Source organism: Nitrospinota bacterium, assembly GCA_035528715.1.
Classification (GTDB): domain Bacteria; phylum JADFOP01; class JADFOP01; order DATKYB01; family DATKYB01; genus DATKYB01.
This window is the reverse complement of the sequence record DATKYB010000063.1, coordinates 1-5,282: the sequence shown is the minus strand read 5'-3', so window position 1 is coordinate 5,282 and position 5,282 is coordinate 1. Positions and strand designations below refer to the sequence as shown.

Annotated in this window: 12 protein-coding genes; all 12 read left to right on the top strand. The window is 36.1% G+C overall.

Translation table 11 applies throughout. The annotated features are described in order from the left end of the window. A partial coding sequence (tuf, locus tag VMW81_04995) for an elongation factor Tu (GenBank protein ID HUU50294.1) occupies nucleotides 1-160 on the top strand: 160 nt, incomplete at its 5' end. Between the two features lie 20 nt (nucleotides 161-180). Further along, nucleotides 181-489 carry a 30S ribosomal protein S10 gene (gene rpsJ, locus VMW81_04990; protein HUU50293.1) on the top strand — a complete coding sequence of 103 codons (309 nt, stop codon included), beginning with the start codon at nucleotides 181-183 and terminating at the stop codon, nucleotides 487-489. A gap of 14 nt (nucleotides 490-503) precedes the next feature. Continuing rightward, nucleotides 504-1,157 carry a 50S ribosomal protein L3 gene (gene rplC, locus VMW81_04985; GenBank protein HUU50292.1) on the top strand — a complete coding sequence of 218 codons (654 nt, stop codon included), beginning with the start codon at nucleotides 504-506 and terminating at the stop codon, nucleotides 1,155-1,157. Between the two features lie 35 nt (nucleotides 1,158-1,192). Then, a complete protein-coding gene (rplD, locus tag VMW81_04980; GenBank protein HUU50291.1) occupies nucleotides 1,193-1,816 on the top strand; it encodes a 50S ribosomal protein L4 in 624 nt (207 codons plus the stop codon). Beyond that, entirely contained in the window at nucleotides 1,816-2,109 is a 294-nt protein-coding gene (rplW, locus tag VMW81_04975) for a 50S ribosomal protein L23 (GenBank protein ID HUU50290.1), read from the top strand. Before rplD ends, rplW begins: the two co-directional genes overlap by 1 nt. A 20-nt stretch (nucleotides 2,110-2,129) precedes the next feature. Continuing rightward, nucleotides 2,130-2,951: a 50S ribosomal protein L2 gene (gene rplB, locus VMW81_04970; protein HUU50289.1), complete on the top strand. Its 822-nt coding sequence runs from the start codon at nucleotides 2,130-2,132 to the stop codon at nucleotides 2,949-2,951. Between the two features lie 12 nt (nucleotides 2,952-2,963). After that, the gene (gene rpsS, locus VMW81_04965) at nucleotides 2,964-3,248 is read left to right on the top strand and encodes a 30S ribosomal protein S19 (protein HUU50288.1); all 285 of its coding nucleotides are present in this window, start codon (nucleotides 2,964-2,966) and stop codon (nucleotides 3,246-3,248) included. 31 nt (nucleotides 3,249-3,279) lie between these two features. After that, nucleotides 3,280-3,618, top strand: a complete 339-nt coding sequence (rplV, locus tag VMW81_04960; GenBank protein HUU50287.1) for a 50S ribosomal protein L22 — start codon at nucleotides 3,280-3,282, stop codon at nucleotides 3,616-3,618. A 33-nt stretch (nucleotides 3,619-3,651) separates the two neighbouring features. Then, nucleotides 3,652-4,320 carry a 30S ribosomal protein S3 gene (gene rpsC / locus VMW81_04955; protein ID HUU50286.1) on the top strand — a complete coding sequence of 223 codons (669 nt, stop codon included), beginning with the start codon at nucleotides 3,652-3,654 and terminating at the stop codon, nucleotides 4,318-4,320. Between the two features lie 31 nt (nucleotides 4,321-4,351). Next, a complete protein-coding gene (rplP, locus tag VMW81_04950; GenBank protein HUU50285.1) occupies nucleotides 4,352-4,759 on the top strand; it encodes a 50S ribosomal protein L16 in 408 nt (135 codons plus the stop codon). A 15-nt stretch (nucleotides 4,760-4,774) separates the two neighbouring features. After that, the gene (gene rpmC / locus VMW81_04945) at nucleotides 4,775-5,008 is read left to right on the top strand and encodes a 50S ribosomal protein L29 (GenBank protein HUU50284.1); all 234 of its coding nucleotides are present in this window, start codon (nucleotides 4,775-4,777) and stop codon (nucleotides 5,006-5,008) included. Further along, nucleotides 4,992-5,258, top strand: coding sequence for a 30S ribosomal protein S17 (rpsQ, locus tag VMW81_04940; GenBank protein ID HUU50283.1), 267 nt, complete (start codon nucleotides 4,992-4,994; stop codon nucleotides 5,256-5,258). Before rpmC ends, rpsQ begins: the two co-directional genes overlap by 17 nt. Nucleotides 5,259-5,282 lie beyond the last annotated feature (24 nt).

Genomic DNA, 5,282 nt, shown 5'->3' with positions numbered 1-5,282 from the left:
AAGTTTACCTGAGGGTGTAGAGATGGTTATGCCTGGAGATAATGTAAGTGCTAGTGTAGAGTTAATTACGCCGATAGCGATGGAGAAGGAGTTAAGATTTGCTATTCGGGAAGGTGGAAGGACTGTAGGAGCAGGTGTTATCAGTGAAATTATAGAGTAGGTGAAGAAGGAAAGAGAGATATGGTGAATCAAAAGATTAGAATAAAATTAAAGGCTTATGATCATAGAATTCTTGATCAATCTGTGAGTGAGATCGTAAATACTGCTAAGAGGACAGGAGCAAGGGTTGTTGGTCCCATACCTCTCCCTACATTAAAAAACAGATATACAGTATTAAGGTCCCCTCATGTTGATAAGAAGTCAAGAGAACAGTTTGAGGTCAGAACACATAAAAGATTATTAGATATATTAGAACCTAATTCTGAGACTTTAGATGCTCTAATGAAGCTGGATTTATCAGCAGGGGTTGATATAGAAATTAAATTATAATGAGGAAATTTGGGATGATTGATGGATTGTTAGGTAAAAAGATAGGTATGACTCAGATATTTTCGGATGAGGGGAATATTATTCCTGTTACCGTAATTGAGGCAGGAATATGTAAGGTTGTTCAGGTAAAATCAAAGGAAAGAGACGGGTATAATGCTGTACAACTGGGGTTTCAGGAAATTCCTGAAAAAAGAGTTAAAAAGCCTATAAAGGGCCATTTTGATAAATCTAGTATAAAACCTACGAGGTACCTAAGAGAAATAAGGGTGGACAGTGTTGAGGATATACAAACAGGACAGGAGGTTGCGGTAGATATCTTTAATCCTGGAGATTATGTAGATGTTGCCGGTATTTCGAAAGGGAAAGGATTTGCTGGTGTAATGAAAAGACATGGGTTTTCAGGAACTTCATCTGCAACTCATGGGTCCCATGAATATTTCAGACATCCTGGTTCTATAGGTGCATCAGCTGATCCATCTCGTGTTTTTAAAGGTACGAAACTCCCTGGACATATGGGTAGTGAAAGGGTTACCGTTCAAAACTTAAGGGTTATTCGTATTATAAAAGAACAGAATGTTCTTTTAGTTAAAGGTTCCCTTCCTGGAAGTAAAGGTCGGTTGCTCTTTATAAAAAAGAGCAAGAAAAAGAAGAAAGCGGAAAAAAAGTAATTATAAAGTAATTATATAGATTAACTAATAGTAAAATGATAAATCTGGATATTGTTGATACAAAAAATAATATTAAAAAAAGTGCTTCTGTAAAAGAAGATATTTTTAATACAAAAATAAAAGAGCACCTTATACATGATGTTGTCGTTATGCAATTGGCAAATCGTAGAAGGGGGACATCATCAACTAAGAATAGATCAAAAGTTAACGCTACAGGTGCTAAACCATGGAGGCAAAAGGGGACAGGAAGAGCAAGAGCAGGTACTCCAAGGTCTCCTTTGTGGAGAGGGGGAGGAATCATTTTTGGTCCTCATCCTCGAGATTTTTCATATAAAGTTCCTAAAAAAGTTAGGAAGCAAGCTTTAAGGTCTATTTTGACCTCTAAAGTCCAGAACAATAGTTTGAAAGTGATTGAAAAAATAGAAATAGGAGAGCCAAAGACAAAATTGATTATTTCTTTGCTAAAGGATCTAAATGTTTCTGGAAGCGTTATTTTAATTGTTTCTGAAGAAAATAAGAACTTAGAACTCTCGGTGAGAAACCTACGCTATGCAAAGGTTCTTAGAGTAGAAGGCCTGAATGCATATGATTTACTTTATTATGATACTGTAATATTAACCGAGGAGTCACTACACAAGATTGAGGAGCGACTTTCATAATGCGAGACCCATTCGTTATTGTTAAAAGGCCTGTTATTACTGAAAAGACCACTCTCTTTACAGAGAAGGAAAATAAAGTTGTATTTCAAGTAGATGCTAATGCTAATAAGAAAGAGATAAAAAAGGCTATTTCCAATATCTTTAATGTTGATGTTTTAGATGTTCATATAGTAATGATCAGAGGGAAGAAAAGGAGATTGAGATTTAAAGAAGGGAAGAGGCCTGATTGGAAGAAGGCAATTATCACCTTAAAAGAAGGTGACAAAATAGAATTTTTTGAGGGTGTAAAATAATTTAGATTCATGAGGGTGAAATGCCTATAAAGAAATATAAACCTACTTCTCCTGGGCGAAGATTTCAAAGTGTTTTTACTTTTGAGGAGATCACAAAAACCTCTCCTGAAAAAAGTCTGTTAATGCCCTCTAAGAAGAGAGGAGGGAGAAATAATCTTGGAAGAATTACGATTCGTCACAGGGGGGGAGGACATAAAAGAAGTTACAGAATCATTGATTTTAAAAGGGATAAGTTTGATATTCCTGCAAAAATTGCTTCTATTGAATATGATCCCAATAGGTCTGCAAGGATCGCTTTACTTAATTATAAAGACGGGGAAAAAAGATATATTATAGCCCCTAACGGTCTTAGGGTGGGAGATACAATTATCTCAGGTAGTTCTGTAGATATTAAATCTGGCAACGCTCTTCCTCTCAAGAATATACCAGTAGGTATAGTAATACATAACATTGAAATTAGTAAAGGGAAAGGGGCCCAGTTAGTAAGAAGCGCGGGTTGTTCAGCTCAAATATTAGCTAAAGAAGGAAATTTTGCACATATTAAACTCAGGTCAGGAGAAGTGAGACTTATTCATCAGGAGTGTATGGCAACGGTTGGAGACGTAGGGAATCCTGAACACGAAAATATTTCTCTTGGGAAGGCAGGAAGGAGAAGATGGTTAGGTAGAAGACCCAAAGTGAGAGGTGTGGCCATGAACCCCATTGACCATCCCCATGGAGGCGGTGAAGGTAAAACTTCTGGAGGGGGTCACCCAAGGACTCCGTGGGGTGTTCCGACAAAGGGATTTAAAACGAGAGCAAAGAAATATTCTGATAAATATATTTTAAAGAGAAAGAAATAAAAGTGGAGGACTGTGGTGCGTTCGTTAAAAAAAGGGCCTTATGTAGATAAAAATTTATTAAAGAAAGTCGTTGATTTAGATAACAAAAATGAAAAAAAAGTTATTAAGACATGGTCGAGGCGATCTACAATTGTTCCTGAATTTATAGGACATACTTTTGCGGTTCATAATGGTAAAAAATTTATTCCTGTTTACGTTACAGAGAACATGGTTGGTCATAAATTAGGTGAATTTTCACCAACAAGGATTTTTAGAACCCACAGTGGACATACAAAAAGGGTTACAACTTTAACATAGGAAAGTTAATTCTAATTTAGGGGTTACGCTAATGCAGGCTGTGGCATCAGTAAGATATGTTCGTACTTCGCCTACAAAGGCAAGGCTGGTAACAGCCCTCATAGAAGGGAAAAGGGTGAATGAGGCTCTTAATATCCTAGCTTTTACCCATAGGGGTTCAGCAAGGATTATTGAAAAATTGCTAAAATCAGCCATTGCCAATGCAGAAGAGAGAAGCTCTGAAAAGAGTGATATTGATTCTTTTATTATTAAAAAAGCAACAGTTGATGGGGGGCCTGTGTTAAAGAGATTTAGACCAAGGGCAAGAGGAAGGGCGACAAGGATTATTAAAAGGACAAGTCATATAACTTTATTGTTAGAGGAAACTTAATCTTAAATTTTAAATCTATTAAGGGGGTAATTTTTGGGACAAAAGGTACATCCAATAGGTTTTAGACTAGGGATAAATAAGCAGTGGCAGTCTAATTGGTTTGCAAAGAAAACTTATGGAGAATTATTGCATGAAGATATTTTTATTCGGGATTATATCAAAAAGCAACTTTTTCATGCAGGTATATCGAAAGTAGAAATAGAACGGGCTGCTAATAGAGTAAAGATTAATATTCACACTGCTAGGCCTGGAATCATTATAGGTAGAAAAGGTTCTGAGGTTGATAGGTTAAAAAATGAATTATCTAATTTTACAAATAAAGAGATAGTTCTTAATATTATTGAGATTAGAAGGGCAGAGATAGATGCCCAGTTAATTGCTGAAAACATAGCTCTCCAGCTTGAGAAAAGAGTCTCTTTTAGAAGAGCTATGAAAAGGAGTGTAACCGCTGCTTTAAGGTTTGGTGCACAGGGCATTAAGATTAAATGTGCGGGGAGATTAGGTGGGGCAGAAATGGCAAGAAAAGAATGGTACAAAGAAGGAAGGATTCCTTTACAGACAATAAGGGCTGATATAGATTACGGTTTTGCAATCGCTAAGACCTTATATGGGGTGATTGGCGTAAAAGTCTGGATATTCAAGGGTGAAGTTTTTTCAGTAAAAGAAGACACAGAAGAAAAAGAAATTTTAGAGGTAAAGTAAAGATTCTTATACTATCAGTGAGGACTGAAAAATGCTGATGCCAAAAAAAACGAAATATAGAAAAATGCAAAAAGGAAGAAGAAAAGGTAAAGCATCTGCAGGAAATACTTTGAATTTTGGCAATTATGGTCTCATGGCCTCAGAAGCCGGCTGGATTACCAATAGACAAATAGAAGCAGCAAGAATAGCTATAACGCGCCATGTTAAAAGAGGAGGGAAGGTTTGGATAAGAATCTTTCCTGATAAACCTATTACAAAAAAACCAGCAGAGACGAGAATGGGGAAAGGGAAAGGAGCCCCAGAGTTTTGGGTAGCCGTTGTTAAGCCTGGAAGAATCTTATACGAGATGGATGGTATCCCTAAAGAAGTTGCAAAAGAAGCAATGAGACTAGCATCTCATAAACTTTCTGTTGCTACTCAATTTGTTTCTAATGATTAGTATAAAGGATTAGAGATGAAAGCCAGTGAACTGAGGGAACTGACGATAGAAGAGCTAACAAACAAAGGAAAAGAGCTCAAAAATGAACTGTTTAATCTTAAGTTTCAAGATGCAACAGGTCAGATAGGGAATCCTATTAGGATAAGAATAGTACGAAGGGATATTGCTAGGATTGAAACGATCCTTAATGAAAAGAATAAGGAGAATAAAAGAGAAAAAGGAGAAGCATTGAATGAAGGGGCAATGTAAAAGAAAGATTTTTGAGGGGGTAGTGATAAGAAATAAGAGTGATAAGACTTTCATTGTCAATGTTGAAAGAAAAGTTAAACACTCTACTTTTGGAAAAATAGTTAAAAGATCAAAAAAGTATATGGTTCATGATGAACACAGTAAATGCTCAACAGGTGATAAAGTTAAGATTATTGAAACAAGGCCCCTCAGTAAAAGGAAACACTGGAGAGTTTTAGAGATTCTTGAAACGGCAAAAACAAAAAATTAGAAAAATAGTTAACGTGATAAAATA